19 protein-coding genes and 1 riboswitch are annotated in these 18642 nt (G+C 36.9%); of the genes, 1 reads left to right on the forward strand and 18 read right to left on the reverse strand.

Annotated elements, in window-relative coordinates:
- Positions 1-22: 22 nt before the first annotated feature.
- The 5 genes from MLOOGBEN_RS03915 to MLOOGBEN_RS03935 all read right to left on the reverse strand — a co-directional run bounded on the left by MLOOGBEN_RS03915 (position 23) and on the right by MLOOGBEN_RS03935 (position 4365).
- Positions 23-478, reverse strand: a complete 456-nt coding sequence (locus MLOOGBEN_RS03915) for a DUF2663 family protein (RefSeq protein ID WP_179156964.1) — start codon at positions 476-478, stop codon at positions 23-25.
- An 87-nt stretch (positions 479-565) separates the two neighbouring features.
- Entirely contained in the window at positions 566-1222 is a 657-nt protein-coding gene (locus tag MLOOGBEN_RS03920) for a LysM peptidoglycan-binding domain-containing protein (RefSeq protein WP_179156965.1), read from the reverse strand.
- Positions 1215-1823 (reverse strand): CPBP family intramembrane glutamic endopeptidase, encoded by a 609-nt coding sequence (locus MLOOGBEN_RS03925; protein WP_179156966.1) that lies wholly within the window; start codon positions 1821-1823, stop codon positions 1215-1217. The genes MLOOGBEN_RS03920 and MLOOGBEN_RS03925 overlap by 8 nt, the downstream gene beginning before the upstream one ends.
- Positions 1820-3328 carry a RecQ family ATP-dependent DNA helicase gene (locus MLOOGBEN_RS03930; RefSeq protein ID WP_179156967.1) on the reverse strand — a complete coding sequence of 503 codons (1509 nt, stop codon included), beginning with the start codon at positions 3326-3328 and terminating at the stop codon, positions 1820-1822. Before MLOOGBEN_RS03930 ends, MLOOGBEN_RS03925 begins: the two co-directional genes overlap by 4 nt.
- Positions 3319-4365, reverse strand: a complete 1047-nt coding sequence (locus MLOOGBEN_RS03935) for a YpbB family protein (RefSeq protein ID WP_179156968.1) — start codon at positions 4363-4365, stop codon at positions 3319-3321. The genes MLOOGBEN_RS03930 and MLOOGBEN_RS03935 overlap by 10 nt, the downstream gene beginning before the upstream one ends.
- 232 nt (positions 4366-4597) lie before the next feature.
- On the opposite strand from MLOOGBEN_RS03935, the gene MLOOGBEN_RS03940 reads away from it, so the two are divergent.
- Positions 4598-4846 carry a ferredoxin gene (locus tag MLOOGBEN_RS03940; RefSeq protein ID WP_024030326.1) on the forward strand — a complete coding sequence of 83 codons (249 nt, stop codon included), beginning with the start codon at positions 4598-4600 and terminating at the stop codon, positions 4844-4846.
- Between the two features lie 111 nt (positions 4847-4957).
- Here MLOOGBEN_RS03940 and MLOOGBEN_RS03945 read toward each other — a convergent pair whose 3' ends face one another.
- From MLOOGBEN_RS03945 to MLOOGBEN_RS04005, 13 genes are all read right to left on the reverse strand, one after another.
- Positions 4958-5527: an ECF transporter S component gene (locus MLOOGBEN_RS03945; protein ID WP_306430720.1), complete on the reverse strand. Its 570-nt coding sequence runs from the start codon at positions 5525-5527 to the stop codon at positions 4958-4960.
- 168 nt (positions 5528-5695) lie between these two features.
- Positions 5696-5827: riboswitch (FMN riboswitch) on the reverse strand.
- A gap of 91 nt (positions 5828-5918) precedes the next feature.
- Complete coding sequence (locus MLOOGBEN_RS03950) at positions 5919-6641, reverse strand: peptidoglycan DD-metalloendopeptidase family protein (RefSeq protein ID WP_179156969.1); 723 nt, start codon at positions 6639-6641, stop codon at positions 5919-5921.
- Between the two features lie 613 nt (positions 6642-7254).
- Positions 7255-8421 (reverse strand): hypothetical protein, encoded by a 1167-nt coding sequence (locus MLOOGBEN_RS03955; protein ID WP_179156970.1) that lies wholly within the window; start codon positions 8419-8421, stop codon positions 7255-7257.
- Positions 8396-8947 (reverse strand): RNA polymerase sigma factor SigX, encoded by a 552-nt coding sequence (sigX, locus tag MLOOGBEN_RS03960; RefSeq protein ID WP_179156971.1) that lies wholly within the window; start codon positions 8945-8947, stop codon positions 8396-8398. The genes MLOOGBEN_RS03955 and sigX overlap by 26 nt, the downstream gene beginning before the upstream one ends.
- Before the next feature lie 215 nt (positions 8948-9162).
- Positions 9163-10944 (reverse strand): ATP-binding protein, encoded by a 1782-nt coding sequence (locus tag MLOOGBEN_RS03965; protein WP_179156972.1) that lies wholly within the window; start codon positions 10942-10944, stop codon positions 9163-9165.
- Positions 10941-11657, reverse strand: coding sequence for a response regulator transcription factor (locus tag MLOOGBEN_RS03970; RefSeq protein WP_179156973.1), 717 nt, complete (start codon positions 11655-11657; stop codon positions 10941-10943). The genes MLOOGBEN_RS03965 and MLOOGBEN_RS03970 overlap by 4 nt, the downstream gene beginning before the upstream one ends.
- Before the next feature lie 171 nt (positions 11658-11828).
- Positions 11829-13013: a c-type cytochrome biogenesis protein CcsB gene (gene ccsB / locus MLOOGBEN_RS03975; RefSeq protein WP_179156974.1), complete on the reverse strand. Its 1185-nt coding sequence runs from the start codon at positions 13011-13013 to the stop codon at positions 11829-11831.
- Positions 13014-14645: a cytochrome c biogenesis protein ResB gene (gene resB, locus MLOOGBEN_RS03980; protein WP_179156975.1), complete on the reverse strand. Its 1632-nt coding sequence runs from the start codon at positions 14643-14645 to the stop codon at positions 13014-13016. It abuts the gene before it with no gap.
- A gap of 23 nt (positions 14646-14668) precedes the next feature.
- Positions 14669-15193 (reverse strand): thiol-disulfide oxidoreductase ResA, encoded by a 525-nt coding sequence (gene resA / locus MLOOGBEN_RS03985; RefSeq protein WP_179156976.1) that lies wholly within the window; start codon positions 15191-15193, stop codon positions 14669-14671.
- 104 nt (positions 15194-15297) lie between these two features.
- The gene (gene rluB / locus MLOOGBEN_RS03990) at positions 15298-16035 is read right to left on the reverse strand and encodes a 23S rRNA pseudouridine(2605) synthase RluB (RefSeq protein ID WP_179156977.1); all 738 of its coding nucleotides are present in this window, start codon (positions 16033-16035) and stop codon (positions 15298-15300) included.
- 228 nt (positions 16036-16263) lie between these two features.
- On the reverse strand, positions 16264-16800 hold the full coding sequence (locus tag MLOOGBEN_RS03995; protein WP_179156978.1) for a spore maturation protein: 537 nt from the start codon (positions 16798-16800) through the stop codon (positions 16264-16266).
- 7 nt (positions 16801-16807) lie between these two features.
- Positions 16808-17395: a nucleoside recognition domain-containing protein gene (locus MLOOGBEN_RS04000; protein WP_179156979.1), complete on the reverse strand. Its 588-nt coding sequence runs from the start codon at positions 17393-17395 to the stop codon at positions 16808-16810.
- The gene (locus MLOOGBEN_RS04005; RefSeq protein WP_179156980.1) at positions 17388-18533 is read right to left on the reverse strand and encodes a D-alanyl-D-alanine carboxypeptidase family protein; all 1146 of its coding nucleotides are present in this window, start codon (positions 18531-18533) and stop codon (positions 17388-17390) included. The genes MLOOGBEN_RS04000 and MLOOGBEN_RS04005 overlap by 8 nt, the downstream gene beginning before the upstream one ends.
- Positions 18534-18642: the final 109 nt, after the last annotated feature.

The raw sequence follows: 18642 nt of genomic DNA on the forward strand, positions 1-18642 counted from the left end.
AGAAGCAGACTCAAGCTGCTTCTTATTTTTTTTCGTGATAAAGGTTAATATCATAGGTTTTCTTTATTACATCAAAATCTACATGGCGATTTTTCCAATGCTCTTCCTTTTTCCATAAATCCTTACTGCGATTGACAATTTCACACCTTAATTCCTGGTATTCTTTCTCCTTTTTATCCTTCTGCTGCCTTAATACATTCATCGCACCATACAATATGACTGTACCAGCCAGCAAACTGATATTAATGGCATCACTAACAGAAGCAGAAAACATCGCAAAAAAAGAATAAGAGTATTGTTTAGCAATCATAAAATAGAAATAACTAAAAAATAGGAAAGCAAACAGCAGCATAGAATAAATAGATAAATAGTGCCATCTTTTAGCGGTATCAAACTTAACCTTTCTTTTTCGGACGTTTTCTAGCATTTGTTTCGTTGCTTCATCCGTATGCGCAAGTGAACAAATTGTTTTATCCATACTATCAACACCTCATTAACATAAATATGAACTTGTCCGATAAATTATGAAAAATTCATTTAAAAAAACCGATCAAAAATTGATCGGTTACTTTTTCACGGGGATTTTTAAGACTTGTCCGACTATGATTTCATTTCCCTTTAAATTATTCGCTTTTCGGATGATTTCCTCTCCAGCTTTTGAATGATAATACTTCAAAGAAATACGATAGAGATTTTCTCCCGTTTTGACGGTATGGGTAATGATTGTTTCTGTAGAAGCACTGCTATTTTTATCAGTGTTCGGTACACTACTATTTCCTTGTTCTGAAACGGGATCCAGTATCGGAGTTTCTGAGCTGACTGGCTGTTGGACTTCTATTACATCTTCCTCATTCTCCACAGTCGAATTATCTTCTTTTTCCTCAGCAACTTTGTTCATACTGTTGCTTTCTGTTTCAGACTTTTCAAAATTAATAACTTCATATCCAGAAGATTCACCTGTGACTTTTTCTGTCTTTTTGCTTTTTCCCTCCTCAAGATAGGAGTAAGCACTAAAAATAACGATAGGAAGAAGGATAAAAAATAATACCAATATTCGAATAATCGGATACTTTACCTTCAATTTTGTTTTCGTTCTCTTCGCCCTATGAATCTGTTCTCTTGGGGGTAATTTTTCACGACCTTCGGTTGTTTCTTCGTTTATTTTTTCAATACGCCGTTTAAGCCTTTCCGCCTCGGTTCTGAAAGGTTCTTCTTTATTCATGAAACAGTCCCTCCTGTTCAACTATCTCTTTGGAGTGTCTATATTTAATATAAAGTCCTAATAAAAAATCTATGGTAAAGTGCATAACTATTGTTAGAGCTAAATTTTCACTCCATTCATACATGTAACCTATGAAAAAACTAAGAACTACAATATTAGTAAATAAAAACCAATTAAAAATGTATCGATAATGGATGACAGCAAATATAAGACTTGCTAGAATTAGTCCAACCTTTGTTTGGATAACTCCTCGAAATAGTAATTCTTCACTGATTGCTACAAATGCAGCAATCCAGGCTATGTGGAGGATACTTCTATTTTTAAAAATTCTTTTGTTCAAACCGCCATCATCATAATAAGATGACGGAAGCCATTTCATTAATAGAATATCTAACATGACAACTGCAACCCCTGCAGGAACGCCGATCAATAAAATTCTTATATCAGAAAAATCAATTGCCTTCATAAATGAAAATTGATCAAACAAAAGAAAACCTAAAACAATAGTAATAACTAGGAGTATGATTTGGGTCATGTATAAATGAAAGAGTATTTCTCTATCGGTTAATCCTTTGATTAATTCATTATATTTATTTTTCATTTACTCAACTCACTATTTAGTAGAATATTGGCTAGATAATCTTTCCACATTCCTTCATACATAGGATTCGTTTGTTCTCTCTCAGGTGCATGATATTGATCAAAGTGGATTCCGCAAATATCGCAGCAATTCCTGACACTCCCTTTAACAGCAACTTCTTCAAAATAATTCAGAATTAAATCTCTTCTACATGATTTTGACTTAATCCATTTTTTTAGAAAATTAATACTATCTTTCTTTACTTTTAATCTTTCATTTACGAATTCTTTTATTGTACGCTTTAACTGTTCTAAATCGGAAGAGCCTTGAGGGTTTTTGATTAAGTCCTGAATAATACGCCATTGGACCTCAGAAAAGCCTCCTTGCTCCCTTAAATACTGGTTACCTTCTAAGAAATATTCATTCGATATTTCACTGTGAACTAAATGTGCGAACAGCCAATCAATTTGCAGATCAGAGGGTAGTTCTCCTTCCGCGAGCTGAATAGGAAGCTGTTCATCACCAGGTGAATATAATAATATTGCAATACTAGCTTCGTCATCACGCCCAGCTCGGCCAATTTCTTGCAGATATGATTCGATTTGCATTGGCATATGGTAATGGATGATAAATCGAATGTTTTCTTTATTAACCCCCATACCAAAAGCACTTGTTGCACAAATCACATCAAGTTGTCCGTGAATAAATTGCTGCTGTATTAAGATTCTTTGTTCCTGGTCTAGGCCTCCATGGTAAGCCATTGCTCTCTTAATCCCCTTCTCTACTAATAGAGAAGCCATTTGTTCCGCAACCTTTTTACTTGAAAAATATATAATTCCCGGCTTTTGTAACTGAAGAACTAATTCTATCAAACGGGATTGCTTATCCTTATAATTAGGTACTTCTTCAACATAAAAGGCAATATTCGGACGGTCAATCGTCGAATCAATCTTACTAAATTCCTCTAAATCAAGAGATTGGATAATATCCTCTCTTACCTCTTTGGTGGCGGTTGCTGTTAATGCAAGGGTTAGCGGACTCCCGAGTTTCTTTCGAAAATCTCCCAGCTTAGAATAATCTGGACGGAAATCGTAGCCCCATTGTGAAATGCAATGTGCCTCATCCACTACAAATAACGAGATGTTAAGGGCTTGCAGCTTTTTCATAATAGCAGGCAGGCTTAACATTTCTGGCGAAACAAAAATATATTTAAATTTTGTTAAATTCCGTAATACATAGCCTCGCTTATCAGAAGCAAGAAAAGAGTTTAAAGCAATAACCCGTTTTTCACCAAATTTCATTAATTGCTCCACCTGATCCTGCATTAGAGATAACAGAGGAGAAATGATTAATATCTGCCCATCAAGACAATACCCTGGAAGCTGGTAACATAAAGATTTACCTGTGCCTGTAGGAAGCATCGCAATCGTATGGTTCCCCCCGAGCAAAGACGAGATCACTTCCTTTTGCCCCGTTTTAAATGTTTGATAACCAAAATGCGTAAATAAAAGTTTTTCTAATTCCATTGTCTATCACCATACTTTGCCAGAACGAGTCTAATTTGAAAGTAGGAAGTCTCTTTAAAAATGTTCCTAATTACTTTAAGCTGCCTAGTAGATTCTTGCCGTGAAATTTCTAAGATCTTCTGTTGGGTTTCTTCCACCACATAGGAATTAATGGAAAATCCTTTAATATTTAAAGCAAATTCTACAATATGATCTTCTATTGTACTTATTTTTAAATGACGAATACCTGCGATCTCCTCCAGGGAAAAACCTTGATTTAAAAGTTCCCAGGTTTTACGTGAAGAAAGAGTTAAGGAATCTTTTTGTTCAAAATTTGCTAACAGCGATGATAACACCTGATAACGAGCAGGATTTTTTTCAATGCATTGGATTAAGCAATGGAGGCAATTGATAAAGGCGAGATGATATTGAAGTAAATCAAAATTCAGCATTTTCGCCGTTTGCATAGAGGTCAATCCAATTTGTTGATATCCCGTTAATCTAAAAACCAATACGGAAGGGTTGATATCTTTTTTCTGTTCAAAAATACCCACTAATTCTGAATAGAGAATCTCCCCTAGCTTTTGCTTTGGTATCGAGGTAGATTTTAAAAAGTCCTTCAACCAGTTATGAACCTCAGAATTTTTTTGAATGGGGATGTATTTCGTTTCTTTAAATATAATATTAGAAGCTACTTGAACCAGCAGGGACAGTCTTTCCCAAAATAGCAATGTATTAAGTTGATACTTCCAACCATTTATATACGATGGCTGTGGATGTTGCAATAAGTATGCTTGTCCTCTAGAGGTAAGTTTAAATCTTTGATCCCCAGAGGCTTCCACCATTTTTCCCTCAAGTAAGTGGTTGAAAATTTTATCAAAAGATTCGCGCGTTAATGGTTCAAGAATTCGAAAGTACCTTTTAAGTGAAAATAAATGTGCATCCTGAAGTGTTTGTGATGATTTTTTCCCATTTAAAAGGTGATAGATGGAATAAATTGTTCTTTCACCGTTTAATTGTTTCAAACAATATAATAAAATATTTTCTATTTCACACATTCCATTCCACCACTTTTTGCTTATAATCGACAAAATCACCTATTTTTCTATCCCTATTCTATCATGAAAGTGGTAGTCGTGTTGCTAAAAAATGTGGAAGATTAGGTAATCCAAATCCTATAGAGTATTTTACTATTGAAAAGTTACTCATTCAGTTTTACAATAGGAATGAGTAATGCGTTTCCATTTAATATGGAATGAGTAAGTTATTTTATTGGGAGGTTTTTTTTTCATGGCAAAGTACACGATTGTTGACAAAGAAACTTGCATTGCATGCGGAGCATGTGGAGCAGCAGCACCAGACATTTACGATTATGATGATGAGGGTATTGCATTTGTAACTCTTGATGATAACGAGGGTATTGTAGAAATCCCTGATGTATTAATTGATGACATGATGGATGCTTTCGAAGGCTGTCCAACTGATTCAATTAAAGTTGCTGACGAAGCATTTGACGGCAATCCAACTAAATTCGAATAATATTTTGTCATTAAAATATTGTTAAGCTGCTACCCTCGTCATCCTTTGGCGGGGGTTATTTATTCTCAATCAAATAAAAGAAACCAGGCAGCAAGCCTGATTTCTTTGCTTTTAAGCACTTTTTACAATTGTTAATTTATTAATCCATGACTGCATTCTGATGAATAGCAGCATAAATATAGAAGACATGATTATGCCTTTAATGATATTAAATGGTAAAATCCACGGCACCACTAAATTTCGCATGTCAGGAAACTTCAACAGCGAGGTATATGCCGGTAAAATAAATAAGTAATTTAAAATGCTCATCATTACCGCCATAATAAGGGTTCCTGCAATCAGTGCGAATGTCATTCCTTTTCGGGTTCTCATTTTGTTGTATACATAGTAGGTTGGCAATACAAACAGAATACCTGCAAGGAAATTCGCAATATGTCCAACCGGAATTCCAGTTGCACTTCCAGTAGCAATATAATTGAGTGCGTTCTTGAAAAACTCAACTAATATTCCTGCAACAGGTCCAAAAATTAATGCAGCGATTAATGCTGGGATATCGCTGAAATCAATAAATAAGAAATTTGGAAATGGTGGAAGCGGGAAGTTTATCAGCATTAAAAGATATGCGATACTGCTCAGCATTCCAATTGATACAATTGCTTTGACACTCATTTTTTTCTTCATTCTTTTTCCTCTCTCCTTTTTGATCCATCAAGTTAGGAAGAGAGGTTCAGCAGCTTTTAAGGTGTCCTAGTAAAAATAAAAAACCTCAAGAAAGTAATCTTGAGGGAGTTTTACAAAGGCGCTCTTAATAAACGTTCAGTATACCAGCATTTTTTGAACGTCGCGAACCTCCATCTTCTCCCATCCAGACTATACTGTCGGCTTTGGAATCACACCAAATCCTGCCATAAAGGCTCGCGGGCTCAAGAGTTTAACTCTAATACCGCCGATCGGGAATTTCACCCTGCCCCGAAGATAGATCGTTATTTAATTACTCCCTCATTATACTAGTAAGTATTCGTATTGAAAAGAAAAAAACACTAACCAATTGTGAAGGTTAGTGTAATATTAATTATTTTTGAATGACTAAAACTTGTGCAGGCAGGATAAGATCTGACTTTAGTTGGTTGACTTCTTTTAGCTCCGCAACTGATAAATTGCTTTTCTTTGCAATGGAGGTTAGTGTATCTCCCGCTTGTACAATATAATGTACCTTTTCGCTATTTACATACGTACTTGCTGCAAGAATATTGGTGCTACTTGCCATTCCACCTTTTACTGCCACACCTACCTCAGTATGACCAAGCAGCGTTTCTGGATCAATTGCATTTTTCTTATCAAATGTCCATTCTACCTGATGACTCTCAAAGTGAAGATGAACACCTGTTGATTCACCCGTTCTTCCCATCATCCCAATTCTATCACCTTGTTTAATCTCTTGACCTGTATTTACAAGCCGCTTATTTAAGTGGGCATAAACGGTAACATAGTTATTTGGGTGCTTAAGAAATATGACATTCCCATAAGTCTTTGAATAATAGGATTTGCCCACAACCCCATCCTCTACAGCGATAACAGGAGCGTTTAACTTGCCCGCTATATCGATTCCCTTATGTGTTCCACGCCTTGTTCCATATGTATCAGATATGACACCATCAGCGGGCCATATCCATCCAGCTTTTATTTCCTTTGATTCCTGCATACTCGCTTCAGTCTGCTTTCCACCTAAGAATAATAAGCTGACACAAAGCGCCATAATTGCGGCAATTAAAAGCCGCCTTATGTAGTCTCGCATTTGATTGTTTTCCTCCTTAATCTTGTCCTCTCCTCCACAAACCATATGTCTACCGAATGTTATTTAGAACATATTGTTGGTCAGAGCGGTTAAGCATACTTGTTATAATTTGGAGAGATATGGTTTTTTATTCATTAAAAAAGGCTGTTTTCGCAAAGATTGTTGTTTTTATTATTGGTTAATAACGTTTTTTGCTTAAGTCACCTCTGGTTCGGACACCATGACTCTTAGATTCATCGAACTTGTCTGAAGTCGCCACTGGTTCGGACACCATGACTCTTAGATTCATCAAACTTGTCTGAAGTTGCCTCTGGTTCAGACACCATGACTCTTAGATTCATCAAACTTGTCTGAAGTTGCCACAAGTTCGGACACCATGACTCTTAGATTCATCAAGCTTGTCTGAAGTCACCTCTGGTTCGGACACTATGACTCTAAAGTTCATCGAACTTGTCCGAAGTTGCCACAGGTTCGGGCATGATGCCTCTAAAGTTCAACAAACTTGTCCGAAGTTGCCATAATTTAGAGTAATTAGTACAGAAAGTACCAAAGTTTACGAAAAGAGCCTAAAAAAAAGATTAACCTTTTACAGGTCAATCTTTTTAATCTTATATTATTCGATTGGGCGGTGATTAGGTGCCAACGGAACCTTCATTTCCTGTGACAAATCAAATGGTCCTAAAAGCTTAATAGGAGCGTTCACTACCATAATCGTCTCTATCCCAAATTCTTTTGCAGTTAATAAAATGGCTTCAAAGGCATAAACCGTAGCAAGGTTATCCTCCATTGGTGTGTTTTCATCCATATGAATGATTAATTTGTTATCCTGAATTGAAACTTCCTTCATCTGAAAGGATGAACCTATTGAGGCTGCTAGGCCGCCTTCCTCTTGGTCAGTCTTCATTGCTTCGAAAGCTGAATTTATATCTTGAAACATTTCAGTCGAAGGTACGAGATAGGTGGTTTCTAATCCATCAGGTGTATATAAGAAATATCCATGTTTACCTTCTGGATTAACTTCCAATTCATCCATTACACCATAATTACCAAATTCTATTCCAGGCTGTCCATTTGTTTTGAGTTTAATCTTATTTACCTGACTATTCGAAGCTATTGTTTTCTCCAATATATCTAAAAAAATCTGTTCACCTGCAGAACCTTGCCCATATTTATGGTCACTAGGCACATTGACAATCACGGTATTATTCGTGTTATCCAATTCCAACGTGGCGTTTAGTGGATAATAATCTGTCAATCCCCATTCCTCTTCCTTTAACAGTCCCATTGAATCAGTAAAAAGAGACAGCCAATTCTTGTTATCATCTTGAGGGACAATAATTGATACAGGGACTAGTATTTGTGCCTGCGAATCAGGTACCCAATAAGTGATTACCTTTCCGTTCTCTATCTCATCATCGTATATTGCACTTTTATTCATTTCAGTCATCAGCATTTTAGGTTCTGCACCTGATAACCCATCTTCTTCTTTATTATCCAGTATTGATGCTTTATCGTCAGCAAGGCTAATCTTTTCCTCACTTGAAGATTCCTGTTTTGCGCTATCAAAAGAATGTGTTCCTTCTAAAAACCTAGGAATTAATATGAAAAAAAGGAGTAATGCAGCTGCTGCTGCAAACCCTGGAATTAGCCATGCTGTTCTTTTTCTCTTTTTTATAGAAAGATTTTGATATATGTCACGAGGATTGCGATTGTCTTCTATTTTGGGCATTTGCCTAAGTAATTCTTCGAGCTGCTTATCGCTCCACTCCGACTTCTTCACTCTCTAATCCCTCCTTATCATGAAATATTTCCATGTGCCTTTTCAATACTTTCAATGCACGATGTTGTGTTGTTTTCACTTTACTTTCCGTCCAATCGAGAGCCTCTGCTGTTTCATTAATTGATAAATCGTTAAAAAAACGCAATATGACAACAGAACGTTGATCCACAGTGCAATGGTCCAAACATTGATAAATCCATTTGATTTCTTCCCTTTGAATTGTAATTTCTTCGGGTATCGGATAATCATCTTTTATCTGACTTTGTGACCAATCAAATTTTTCAAGGAGTCTTCCCTTCCATCCCTTTTGCTTACGAAATGAATCAATGGCAACATTTCGCGCGATAGAAAATAGCCATGTTTTTTCACTGCTTTTCCCTTCAAAGCGATGATAAGATTTAAATACCCTTATATATACTTCTTGGACTAGATCCTCTGCCTGTTCTTTGTTTCTTACCATATAAAATAGAAATTGAAAAACGTCATGATGATATTTTTGATATAGCTCTTCGAAAACGGAGTCCATCCATTCCCCTCCCCGTTCATAGAATTAGTCGATACTTATGTACAAAAAGTTTCACATATTAAATATAGACTTTTTATAAAAAAAAGTGAAGGCAAAACAAAAAACTCACCACTATAGATGAGTTTAAAGTTTTATTATTTTTATCTAGCTTCATCGCCTATGGGCTTCCGCTTTTAATTGTTTCCCGTGAATCAAGAGAAATCGCCATATTTTTCTCATTTTCGTGGAAGTAAAAAGGCAAATGTCGTTCCTTGTCCTATTTTACTTTGTACTGAAATATGACCATGATGCGCGTCAATAATATTTTTCGCGATAGCTAGTCCTAATCCAGTACCAGCTCTGCCTCTAGTTCTTGCTTTATCTGCTTTATAGAAACGTTCAAATACGAAAGGCAAATCTTCTTCAGGAATCCCAGAACCTGAATCAGATACTTCCACTTTTATACCGAAGTCATCATTCCTTACATGTAACCTAACTGAGCCGCCTTGTGGTGTATGTCTGATAGCATTATCAATCAAGTTCGTTAATACTTGTTCAATCCGATCTGGATCAAATAAGATGTTTGGAATATCATTCTCCAACTCAGCACTTAAATGTATCTCATTGTCTCTAGCCAGCCCTTGAAACTTATGAACAATTCTATTCATAAACGCAGTAAGATTCACATCATCCAGCGTTAATTGAATATGCCCGGCTTCCATTCTCGCAAGATCAAGCAACTCATTAACGAGTCTTCCCATCCTCAATGATTCATCGTAGATTACTTTTGCCATTTCCTTTTTCTCTTCTTGAGATTCAGCAATATCATCTACAATGGCTTCACTGTAGCCTTGTAACATGGAAATTGGTGTTCTTAGCTCATGAGAAACGTTTGCAATAAAATCTTTTCTCATTTTTTCTAACACCCGTTCTTCTGTCATATCTCTTAGTACCGCAACAGCTCCACGAATAAATCTGTTACTGTATAGCGGACTAACCAGGATGACCCAATGACGGCCTTGAAGAGAAATTTCCCCCGCTTGCTCTGTCTCTGTATCAACAGACTGTTGAAAAAGCTCCATTACTTGTGTTGGAATTTCTTCTGAAGGAGATCCAGGTCCTCCTTTTTCATAGTACCAATATTGTAAAAAACGGTCAGCTGGCGGATTGGAAATTAGGATTGTTCCGTCCCGATTAAAAGTAATAACTCCATCCGCCATACTGCTCAAGATGCTTGCAAGCTGTTCCTTTTCCTGACTCAGGGCATTCATATTAAACTTAAGCTGCCTGCCCATCTGGTTAAATGCTGTGGCAAGTTCCCCAATTTCATCATGAGTCAGGATTGGAACTTTCGTATCAAATTTCCCCCTAGCCACTTCGAAGGCAGCTTCCCTCATTTTTATTAAAGGAGCCGTAATCCTGCTAGATAAAAAGAAGGCAAAAATAGTTGTCAGAATAATTGCTACACCCGCAACAAGTAAGATAAAATTAGTGGTTGAGTGTGTAGTTTCTTGAATGATTTCCAAGGATTGATAAATAAATACCGCGCCAATTTCCTCATCATCCATGTGCAGCGGTACACCAATAATCGAATATTTAGCAATATCCTTCCCTGAATCATTCGATGAAAGCTTTGCCACTTTTTCAACCGTTACGTCCTCTTCAAAGACTTTGGACATCTCAACATCATTGCGTATATCTTGTAATGATAATTTCACTGACTTTTCAGAGTTAGGAGAGAAGTAGACTTCACGGTTATTTTTAATGATAACTACCTTTGTGAATTCATCAATAATTTCCCATGAGATTTCTAAACCTAACGGAAATTGCTCATCCGGATGATTCTCCAATACTTTAGCTATTTTCTCAGCCTGATGAGTTAAATCATTTTTGGTTTCCGTAATATTGTTATTCTCAAAGAATTCTAGGAGCATTACAGTTAAGATGAAAAGGATAAAGGCAACCAAAAATATGATGGTTAGCCAAAGCTTTCCAACTACACTTCGTAAAAAGGTCATTCATTAACTACCTCAAATTTGTAGCCTACTCCCCAAACAGTTACAATCATTCTTGCTGCCTGCTCAGAGACTTTATTTAACTTTTCACGAAGACGCTTAACATGTGTGTCAACCGTACGCAAATCTCCAAAAAATTCGTAATGCCATACTTCTTTCAGTAATTGCTCCCGGTCAAAAACCTTGTCTGGCGCTTTCGCAAGAAAATATAGTAATTCATATTCTTTTGGAGTTAAACTTACTTCCTTACCATCAGCCAAAACTCTATGTGCGTCATTGTCAATTGTTAAATGCGGGAACACAATAACATCCTTTGTAGTTGTATCTGTTTGGAGATAACTAGTTTGTGATGACCTTCTTAATAGAGCCTTTACCCGTAGTACTACTTCTCTTGGGCTGAATGGTTTTACAATATAGTCGTCTGTACCCACTTCAAAGCCCTGTACACGGTTAACCTCTTCACCTTTAGCTGTTAGCATGATAACAGGCGTAGCCTTCTTTTCTCTTAATTCACGGCAAACCTCTAACCCATCCTTGCCAGGCATCATTAAGTCTAAAAGAATGACATCATAATCATTTGCAATTGCCTTGGTTAACGCTTCATTACCATCCTCTGCTTCATCAATTGTATATTCTTCACGCTCTAAATACATCTTTAATAAACGGCGAATTCTTTCTTCATCATCTACCACTAAAATCTTTACGTCTTTATCCATTAATAATCCCCCCATGCTGTTATTTTACAAAATGTGATAATTATTATCTATAATTTAAGGTAATTGTCTTTACAAAAAGTGTCAGATTTATGACAAACGACCTTTTTTCTATATAAATATTTGCAAAATAGCCTTTACTTGGAAAAAGTAAAGACTATTGGCTAAAAATTATTATCCAGCGTAGGAATGAAGTCCTGCAATAACCAGATTTACCGCGACTAAATTAAACATAATTATCACAAAACCAATAACGGCAAGCCAGGCTGATTTCTCACCATGCCATCCCTTGGAAAGGCGAAGATGTAAAAATGCTGCGTAGAATAACCATGTTATTAGTGCCCAAACCTCTTTAGGATCCCAGCCCCAGAATCTTGTCCAGGCAATTTGCGCCCAAATCATCGCAAAAATCAAAGCACCTAAGGTAAATACGGGGAATCCAATTAATACAGACCGGTAGCTTATTTCATCTACAAAATCCAAATTTATATTTTTAACTAAAGGCTTCAATGCTGCCGAAATACGTTTTCTTATAATTAATCTAATTAATCCATAAAGGATAAACCCGCCAATAAACGACCAAATAACTGAATTCATTTTCTTCGCATTTATAAAGGCAGGCATTTCTACAAGCGGTTCAAATTTCCCACTGGTTAAGAGTTCACCCTCATGAGGACCAGTAATCGCTGGCATGGTATATTCAATTTTTGCCTCAAAGTCATTCTTATCAATCCAATTAAATTCTGCTTTATAATCCATAGCAGAGAATAAACTGGATACAAGAACAAATCCTAAGGTTGTTACCAGCCCGAACATCACCGCTTCAAGCCAAAAGGTTCTCTTCGTAGCTTTAGATTGATCAATTACCTTTACAAGATAAATCAATCCAGCAGCAAAGCTTATTGCTAAAATGGCTTCACCTAAAGCGGCTGTCGTGACATGTATATGAAGCCAGTCACTTTGCAATGCAGGTATTAATGGTGAGATATCCCTGGGAAACATGCTCGCATAAGCAATTACAAGAATTGCAACAGGCATGGTAAACAATCCGAGAAGAGGTGTCCGATATATATAATAAATAACGATGAATGCCCCTACAAGACACATTCCAAAAAAGGTTGTAAATTCAAATAAATTACTAACAGGTGCATGTCCTGCTGCAATCCATCTTGTAATAAAGTATCCAACCTGAGAGACAAAGCCAACAATTGTTACTACGACTGCAATTTTCCCCCATCGATTCGTACTTTTCTTTTCTTCGATATTCTTCTTGGCCTTAATGGCCCCGCCAAAGAAGAGGGTCGCTACTAAATAAAGGATAAATGCAATATAAAGTAAATTACTGCTTAATGATACCAACTAGACACCCTCCTTATCATTTCTTTCCATTTGAACTTGATCATCAGGAATAATTAGCTTCGTTTCCAAAAGTGTCGATTCAATTTCTCTTTTTAATCCGTACCAATTCTTATTAGTATGAGCAGCGATCCAAATTTCGCCATTTTTGTTTTGTATCCATATTCTACGATGATTCCAATAAGCACCTTGGATTACACCAATCATAAACAGAATTCCACCCAGAATAATAATCCATATCGTTAAATCTTTACGAACCGTTAAGGCAGTAACATTTTTTGTTTCAATTCCTTTGAAAGCCATTTTATATTGGTTATCCCCTAATGGCTCAATGGTTTGCTGTATCGCAACAAAACTTGTTTCCCCTTTGGGGACTTCTGGTGATATCATTTTGAATACAAAAGCAGGATTATTGGGTATCCTGGACTTTGTTGTTGGCTCCCCGCTTTCAGCAAATTCAAAATCTGGGAAGAAACTCAAAACTTCAACTGCATATCCATTTCCAAGGTCATATTTCGGCTTTGGGTCATAAAGATTGACTTTTATGTCACCAAACGTTTTGCCGGTGTCTTTGTTTGTTAAAGCGAAGGACATTGTATTTAATTCATCAAGCTTGTAGTCTACTTGATATAAAGCAAAGCTTTCAAATTTCAAAGGCTGATTCACTCGAATTTTGTGTTCTTTAACTTCCTCTAATTCAGGCTGTTCCCCTGGAATTGCTGGTCCGACTCTTTTATACAATACAGCATTTGTTTGATAATTTTTAACAACCATCCCAGCGCGGTCAATCGCTGCTTCAAAGGTTTTATCCTTTTCTTTATCGTAATTTTCGAGAATAAACTTCTTGTTTTCAACATAATATTGTCCATCCGTTTCAGGGACAATCTTTGTTTCACCTTCACGCAGCCATAAGACACTATCAATATACATTCCGGGAACAAACCGCAGCATGCCGCCAATTAAGAAGATAATTAATCCCACATGGTTTACATATGGACCCCAGCGAGAAAAACGATTTTTTTCAGCTAGCAAATCTCCGTTTTCTTCCCGTACATGATAGCGTTTATCCTTTAAACGCTGCTTTACGCTTGCTAAGTCTTTTTGATCCCCATTCTCGCTTATGCCAAACAGACGCTGACGTTTTAAAAATCCTTCATGTCTTGTTACTCGTTGAGCCTTTAATGCCTTATACAGCGGGACAACCCTGTCAAGACTGCAAATAACAAGGGAAATTCCTATCATCGCGATTAAAATTAAATACCACCATGAACTATACAAATTATTAAAGTCTAGTTGATAGTATAATTTTCCAAACCAGCCATACTGGTCCTCGTAATATTCTTCAGCCGGCATTGTAGGAGGTATGTACATTTCCTGTGGAAGAATCGTCCCAGCTGCAGAAGCAACTAGCGTGATGACAATAAGCCATACACCTACCTTGACGGAAGAGAAGAAGTTCCATATTTTATCAACTATGGTCTTATTATATGTTTGTGAGCGGCGGGCACTGCCTTCATAGCGCATATCCAGCAGTGATTTATCTTTTGATTGTTCATCTAATACTTTTCCGCATGCTTCACATAATACGGTACCGTGTGGATTCACATGTCCGCATTCACATTTAACATCTTTCATTGCAAAAAACTCCCTACAACCCCTTAAGGTTTAATTTTCTCCATATACTCCGCGACAGTGGCTTCTGTTAACTGTCCTGTATGGTATTTAACTACTTTCCCGTCTTTATCGATTAAAAATGTTGCCGGAAGCGGGTTAATTCCATATGCAGCTTGAACCTGTCCGTCAGTATCTATCACATTAGGAAAATCGAGTTGCTTACGTTCAATGAATTTATTAACGGCCAATTCAGATTCACTGACATTAACCGCCAACACTTGCACACCTTTATCTTTAAAATGATTATATTGATTATTTATATAAGGCATTTCTGCTTCACAAGGCTTACACCAGGTTCCCCAAAAATTTAAAAATACTCCCTGACCTTTATAATCAGAAAGCTTATGCTTTTCACCTTCCATATCTACCAACACAAAATCCGGAGCTTGTTTACCAACTTCAACCTTCATTCTACTGTCTTTTGTTAGATTGGCATATAGCGTGTAGGCTACGGCAGCCGCTAAAATGGACAAAATCATTGTCCTCATTATCAATCGCCGTTTTTTCATAATTTCTCCCTCCCTAAAAGTCACAATTACGACACAGTTAGTCTAAATTATAACATTTTCCACTGTGCTCATAGTAAATTCTCCCCACCGCAATTGTGACATCTTTATGAATTTTTTTTCGTAGACTCTAAAGATAATCCTCTTAATAACTTCACTTCATGGTGTGTCAATTCTCTAGCATCCCCAGCGGATAATCCATGTAAAGTTAAAAAGCCATAGCGTTCTCGTTTTAGTTTTAAAACGTCATGTCCAATTGCTTCAAACATTCTCCGAACCTGGCGATTACGGCCTTCATGGATGATTATTTCAATGATAGAAGTTTGCTTTTGCTTATCTGCTGAAAGTATTTTGACTTTAGCCGGAGCCGTTTTTCCATCTTCAAGATGAATTCCTCTTTCTAACTTTCTAAGATTCTCCTTTGATGGAATACCCTTCGTTTTCACGACATACGCTTTTTCAATTTCATTACGAGGGTGCATAAGTAAATTTGCAAACTCCCCATCATTTGTTAGCAGCAATAATCCGGAAGTATCATAATCTAAACGTCCCACTGGGAAAATTCTCTCTCGCTGGTACGGAAAGAAATCCGTTACCACCTTTCTTCCTTTATCATCACTTACACTTGAAATGACGCCGCGCGGTTTATATAAAAGAAAATAAACGGGTTCCTCCTTTTCAATCTGTACACCATTGACTTCAACTCTGTCAGATTGTGTAACTTTCACACCTAGCTCTGTCACTACTTTCCCATTAACCTTTACTTTTCCTTCTTTAATTAATTCTTCAGATTTTCTTCTTGAAGCTATCCCTGCTCGAGCAATTACCTTTTGCAATCTTTCCAATATGATCCACCTCAGCTGTTTACCATTATTTTGAATACTGGGTGCGGGGCACCACAGTTTATTTGGAAACAAATTTGTTATTCTTCCCTAATGAATTATGACACAAAATTGTCCTTTTTCAAAGTAACGGCTTTTTAAACGGATGAAATACAAAAAAGCATGCTCCTAATAATGTTTCACACACTTAGGAACCTGCTTATTTTTTAATCCATACTCTTTCCCATCATTTTATTGTGCACCGAATACAAGTACTACGACCACAATTGCTGCAATAATTCCGACTACATCTGCCAGAAGCCCTACCTTAAGGGCATCGCCCATTTTTTTGATTCCGACAGCTCCGAAATATACGGTTAACACATAAAAAGTCGTATCTGTACTTCCTTGCAAAACAGATGCTAGTCTGCCAATAAAAGAATCTGGACCGTAAACAGCAATTAGGTCACTTGTCATACCAAGTGCTGCCGTTCCAGAAATTGGCCTTATGAGGATGAGGGGAATAATTTCTGCCGGGACTCCGATTGCCTCCATTGCTGGTCTAATCCAATTCATTAATGCTTCTAGAGCACCTGAGGCCCGAAAGACAGTAATCGCTACAAGCATGCCTACAAGGAACGGAATAATGGAGACGGCAATTTTGATTCCTTCTTTTCCTCCTTCAACAAAGCTTTCATAAGTCGGAACTTGTTTTATGGTTCCATAAAGGAGGATAAAACCTATTAAGACAGGAATAAAACCTAGGGAAATAAGTGATAGAAATTCCATGCGGCATTCATCCTTTACGACTTCGTCGATTATAAAAATAACGATCTATCATAACTGCTCCAAGCATTGAGATAATGGTGGCAATTAAGGTTGGTACCACAATTTCAGTCGGGGAGGCAGAATTGTAGTTCATCCTGATTGCAATAACGGTTGTAGGAATAATGGTAATGCTTGCAGTATTTATTGCTAAAAAGGTGACCATGGACCTGCTGGCTGAATTCTTGCCGCCATTTAATTGTTTTAATTCCTCCATCGCTTTGATTCCAAGCGGTGTAGCAGCATTTCCTAACCCAAACATATTCGCAATCATATTAGACAATATATACCCCATGGCAGGATGATTGGTTGGCACATCAGGAAATATTCTTTTAACGAATGGACGAAATAACTTAGACAACAAATCTAGTAATCCCGATTCTTGTGCAATCCGCATCATCCCTAACCAGAACACAAGAATGCTGATTAACCCAATACAAAGTGTCACAGCTTCCTTTGCGCCATCAAATATTGCCTTATTTACTTCTTCCATTGTTCCGTTTATCATAGCAAACACGAATCCAACAATTGTCATAAATACCCAAATGTAATTAACCATTTAATTTCACGCCAATTACGGATAGAAATAAATCTTTTAAGGAATCAAATAGACCCTTTTTCTTCTCAGGACCACCTTGATAATAAATAGGTGTTTCTTTTACCACTTTACCATCAAGGAAAATTTGTGCTTTACCAACTGCTTCTCCATTATGATTCGATTCGTCCCAGTCTTCTCCCGGCTTATTTAATTTATACTTTATGGAGAACATGTCCATTTCCTTATCTGTCGCTGGATAAACAATCGATTTATTTACATAAAGGTGTTTTTGATAATATTTATTCGTTTTAATATCTATTTTTCCTTTTGATATCACTTCTGCCATATCATAGGTTTTAAAGCTATTTTCATACATGGCTATGTGGTCATTCCAATCATCTGAAGCGTTCAAGGTAACTGCTATTAAACTCATATCCCCTTTAGTTGCCGTTGTAACTAATGTCCTTTTTGCACGTTTTGTATAACCTGTTTTCCCACCCGTCGTATACTTGTACCTTGTAAGTAAGCGGTTTTTATTTTTCCACTCACGATCCCAATTTTCTGTAGGATTCGGTGCTTTATAATTCTTTGTTCCAGCTATTTTTTGGTATGTTTTGTTATTCATTGCATAGCGCGTCAGTAGTGCCATGTCATAAGCAGTTGAAAAGTGGTCCTCATGATCATCTAAACCATGTGGATTAGAAAAGTGCGTATTCAACATGCCAATTTCTTTGGCTTTTTGATTCATCAAATAAATAAACCCATCTAAGCTTCCTCCGACATGTTCAGCAATGGCAACCGCAGTGTCATTGCCAGACCTAAGCATCAGACCATATACCAAATGCTCAAGCTTAATCTTTTCTCCAGGCTTTAAGTACACAGACGAACCCTCGGCTCGGGTAGCTTGTTCACTTACTTTCACTATTTCATTCATTTTTCCCGATTCGATAGCAAGAATCGCAGTCATTATTTTCGTAATACTGGCGATTCTTCTTTTTGTGTGGGCATCTTTCTCAAATAGGACACGCCCAGATTCTTGCTCCATTAGTACTGCACCTCGTGCACTTACGGAAACCGAAGCATCCACCTTTTGAGGAATGTTTGCAATGAATAGTGAGACCATGAGGGCAAAAATGACTAGCTTCCAAATCATTCTCATAAGTTTACCTCGTCCCCTTCGTTAACATTTCTAGCATCAATACTAGCTTTCTAAAATTTTATGCAGGACAAGGTCTGATATGACAATTTGTCCTAAAAGAAAATGAAAA

The sequence above is a fragment of the Bacillus sp. EB106-08-02-XG196 genome (genome assembly GCF_013396335.1).
Taxonomy (GTDB): Bacteria; Bacillota; Bacilli; order Bacillales; family Cytobacillaceae; genus Neobacillus.

Bases quoted from the DNA above. Each gene is read 5' to 3' on its own strand.
- MLOOGBEN_RS03915 (WP_179156964.1), bottom strand. From the start codon at position 478: ATGGATAAAACAATTTGTTCACTTGCGCATACGGATGAAGCAACGAAA.
- MLOOGBEN_RS03920 (WP_179156965.1), bottom strand. From the start codon at position 1,222: ATGAATAAAGAAGAACCTTTCAGAACCGAGGCGGAAAGGCTTAAACGG.
- MLOOGBEN_RS03925 (WP_179156966.1), bottom strand. From the start codon at position 1,823: ATGAAAAATAAATATAATGAATTAATCAAAGGATTAACCGATAGAGAA.
- MLOOGBEN_RS03930 (WP_179156967.1), bottom strand. From the start codon at position 3,328: ATGGAATTAGAAAAACTTTTATTTACGCATTTTGGTTATCAAACATTT.
- MLOOGBEN_RS03935 (WP_179156968.1), bottom strand. From the start codon at position 4,365: ATGTGTGAAATAGAAAATATTTTATTATATTGTTTGAAACAATTAAAC.
- MLOOGBEN_RS03940 (WP_024030326.1), top strand. From the start codon at position 4,598: ATGGCAAAGTACACGATTGTTGACAAAGAAACTTGCATTGCATGCGGA.
- MLOOGBEN_RS03945 (WP_306430720.1), bottom strand. From the start codon at position 5,527: ATGAAGAAAAAAATGAGTGTCAAAGCAATTGTATCAATTGGAATGCTG.
- MLOOGBEN_RS03950 (WP_179156969.1), bottom strand. From the start codon at position 6,641: ATGCGAGACTACATAAGGCGGCTTTTAATTGCCGCAATTATGGCGCTT.
- sigX (WP_179156971.1), bottom strand. From the start codon at position 8,947: ATGGACTCCGTTTTCGAAGAGCTATATCAAAAATATCATCATGACGTT.
- MLOOGBEN_RS03965 (WP_179156972.1), bottom strand. From the start codon at position 10,944: ATGACCTTTTTACGAAGTGTAGTTGGAAAGCTTTGGCTAACCATCATA.
- MLOOGBEN_RS03970 (WP_179156973.1), bottom strand. From the start codon at position 11,657: ATGGATAAAGACGTAAAGATTTTAGTGGTAGATGATGAAGAAAGAATT.
- resB (WP_179156975.1), bottom strand. From the start codon at position 14,645: ATGAAAGATGTTAAATGTGAATGCGGACATGTGAATCCACACGGTACC.
- resA (WP_179156976.1), bottom strand. From the start codon at position 15,193: ATGAAAAAACGGCGATTGATAATGAGGACAATGATTTTGTCCATTTTA.
- MLOOGBEN_RS03995 (WP_179156978.1), bottom strand. From the start codon at position 16,800: ATGGAATTTCTATCACTTATTTCCCTAGGTTTTATTCCTGTCTTAATA.
- MLOOGBEN_RS04000 (WP_179156979.1), bottom strand. From the start codon at position 17,395: ATGGTTAATTACATTTGGGTATTTATGACAATTGTTGGATTCGTGTTT.
- MLOOGBEN_RS04005 (WP_179156980.1), bottom strand. From the start codon at position 18,533: ATGAGAATGATTTGGAAGCTAGTCATTTTTGCCCTCATGGTCTCACTA.